Here is a 2,750-nt window from a genome sequence, read left to right on the forward strand (position 1 = left end):
TGGAGGTGCCGGACTGGGCGTTTCCCTTTGCCAAGAGATAGCGCAGCTACACGATGCGCTTCTGACCTACACGTCGAAGCTCGGCAAAGGAACCACGGCCACGGTAGAATTTACCGCTTCGTGACAAGCCGCGAGCAAGCTCGTGACAGGGACGCACGAAACTGGAACCATCGGATGCAGAGGGCGTCCACGTCCTGAAAGGAACCTCGATGGAACACCAAGAAAAACGAAAAGGATCGTTTGCCACGCTCGGCATTGCCGCACTATTCATAGCCATTTGCGTGGTGTCATTAGGGTCGTTTTTGGCCAATGCTGGAGCCGCTGAAACCGGAGCCATATACGCCGAAACCACCCCCGACAACGTAACAATAAACGATGAAGTGACCGCACCGGACGGCCTCGACGTAAAAGTGGACACCCGCGGCATCGATCTGCCCGAAGGAAGCGTGTCGGCACAGTACGCCGCCGCAACAGCAGCCGACATAGCCGAGCGCGTGTACGGCAAGCAGCCCACCGGACGCGTAGCCGTGTCGCTACGGGACAGCGCAACCACGATGGATGAGGATTACTACGAATTCCAGGGCTTGTATTGGACCGTCGAGGCCGAGGTCGAAGGAGGCTCCTTGACGATCAGCGTCATCGCCGACACCGGGGTGGACACGATGACCAACCTCTACCAAGGCGAAAGCAATTGGCAATGGTTTGATGATTGGGGCGACGGCGAAGGTTGCGCCGAGCGCTTCGGAACCGAAGCAGAGCTCGTTGCCCAACACGAAGAGATATATGCAAAATATGGCGAGAATTACGGCAAATCGACCCTGACCGACGAGGAGCGAGCCATCGCGTATCAACCGAAGCGCGACGGAATGCTGGAGTTCGCAGCTTCCGCAGCTAGCTATCCGCACGGTGCCACAGCTGTCGATATTGTCAACCAAGCGGGTCTCGGCAATGGCGCAAACGCTACAGCAGGCCGCATCCTCATGAGAGGAGGAAGCGGACGCGATTCCGAACATATGACACAGTGGTACGTGATCGAGGTCACACTCGACAACGGCACCTACCTGTACGTCGACATCGACCAAGGCAATATGGGACTCATAGGCTACGAGCGCCACGTCACCGACATGCCTACCCTCCTGTACGGCTAGGCTGCGCGACCACCAGCTTTCTGCGAACGCACAAATGTTACCTTACTGGTTGGCGCAGTAAGACAGCGAGAAGCCCCCAAGTGCCCGAGATTGTCCCGTTGCGCAACCGAGCGTGCTTCTGCACGTGAGGATAAGCGCGAAAGGGGCAAGATCGGGTGATTGGGGGCTTCGCAGCGTCAAGCAGTTGCGCCGTTCGGAGAACGGCGCAACGAAAGCTTACAGGGCCTTCTTGGCAACCTCGACCACGGCGGCGAAAGCGGCGGGATCGTTGATGGCCATGTCGGAGAGCACCTTGCGGTCTAGCACGACGCCAGCCTTCTTCAGGCCGTTCATGAACAAGGAGTAGCTCAAGCCGTTGATGCGGGCAGCCGCGTTGATGCGGGTGATCCACAAACGACGGATGTCGCGCTTCTTGTTGCGGCGGTCGCGGTACATGTACTGAAGCGAATGCTGCACCTGCTCTTTAGCGGCACGGTAGGAGCGGGACTTCGCACCGTAGTAGCCCTTTGCACGGTTAAGAACGGTACGACGCTTCTTGTGGGCGTTAACTGCACGCTTGACACGAGGCATAACAGATCACTCCTTTACTAGCGAAGCCCGAGGTTGCGGCCGATGACCTTCTGGTCAGACTTCGCGACTTCGGTCTCGTGGCGGAAATTGCGCTTGCGCTTCTGGCTCTTCTTCGTCATGATGTGGCTCTTAAACGCCTTGGAGCGCATGATCTTGCCAGAACCGGTGACGCGGAATCGCTTTGCGGTGCCGCGATGGGTCTTCATCTTAGGCATTCTCTTCGTCCTTCCCTTCAGCTTCCTTCTTCTCGTTTTCCTTTTTCTTCTTCGCCGCAACCACCGAAGGCAGGGGGGCGATGAGCATGTGCATGTTACGGCCTTCCATCTTAGGCTGGCTCTCGATGATAGCCGTTTCCTTCAGATCGTCAGCCAGACGCTCCAAGATGGTAAGCCCCAGTTCCGGATGCGCCATTTCGCGACCACGGAACATGATGGTGATCTTGACCTTGTTGCCCGCGTCGAGGAAGCGAACGACGTGCTTCTTCTTCGTGGTGTAGTCGCCCACATCGATCTTCGGACGGAACTTCATTTCCTTGGTCTCGATCTTGCTTTGGTTCTTACGGGCCATCTTGGCCTTGATTTCCTGGTCGTACCTGAACTTGCCGTAGTCCATGATGCGGCACACGGGAGGATCGGCGTTGGGCGCGATCTCCACGAGGTCGAGTCCCTCGTTATCAGCGACACGCTGGGCCTCTGCCGTGACGTAAATACCCATCTGCTCGCCGTCGAAACCGATAAGACGGCATTCGCGGACCGTAATTTCTTCGTTGAGCCGTGGCTCCTGAGCAGCTATCGCGCTCACCTCCTAATCTTCCGCGCTTACGCGCTTCAGTGAAAAACCCGTCGCCTTGGGTCAGGCGGCGGGTTCGCATTCTCATAATGAAACCGCTAGGCGGCTTCGCATATTCGAGCGACCCATCAGCTGCCGAAGCGCCGAATCAGGTGGAGGGTTTCCCCCCGCTTGAGTAAACAACTTGCCTAGTTTACCAAGAGAAGTGCCAACACGCAAGCATTTTCTTACTGGAAGTTGGAA

At 57.2% G+C, this 2,750-nt stretch carries 4 protein-coding genes; 1 reads left to right on the top strand and 3 read right to left on the bottom strand.

What is annotated here, in order from left to right:
• Positions 1-209: 209 nt before the first annotated feature.
• Positions 210-1,148, top strand: a complete 939-nt coding sequence (locus tag RR842_RS10720) for a hypothetical protein (RefSeq protein ID WP_332729727.1) — start codon at positions 210-212, stop codon at positions 1,146-1,148.
• Positions 1,149-1,364: 216 nt separating this feature from the next.
• On the opposite strand, the gene rplT is transcribed toward RR842_RS10720, so the two are convergent.
• The 3 genes from rplT to infC are packed head-to-tail and all read right to left on the bottom strand — an operon-like array spanning position 1,365 to position 2,519.
• Positions 1,365-1,718, bottom strand: a complete 354-nt coding sequence (gene rplT / locus RR842_RS10725) for a 50S ribosomal protein L20 (RefSeq protein ID WP_332518289.1) — start codon at positions 1,716-1,718, stop codon at positions 1,365-1,367.
• A gap of 17 nt (positions 1,719-1,735) precedes the next feature.
• The gene (rpmI, locus tag RR842_RS10730; protein WP_332518288.1) at positions 1,736-1,933 is read right to left on the bottom strand and encodes a 50S ribosomal protein L35; all 198 of its coding nucleotides are present in this window, start codon (positions 1,931-1,933) and stop codon (positions 1,736-1,738) included.
• The gene (gene infC / locus RR842_RS10735) at positions 1,926-2,519 is read right to left on the bottom strand and encodes a translation initiation factor IF-3 (RefSeq protein WP_332518287.1); all 594 of its coding nucleotides are present in this window, start codon (positions 2,517-2,519) and stop codon (positions 1,926-1,928) included. Before infC ends, rpmI begins: the two co-directional genes overlap by 8 nt.
• Positions 2,520-2,750 lie beyond the last annotated feature (231 nt).

The sequence above is a fragment of the Gordonibacter sp. genome, from assembly GCF_036667095.1.
In the GTDB taxonomy this organism is placed as follows: Bacteria; Actinomycetota; Coriobacteriia; order Coriobacteriales; family Eggerthellaceae; genus Gordonibacter.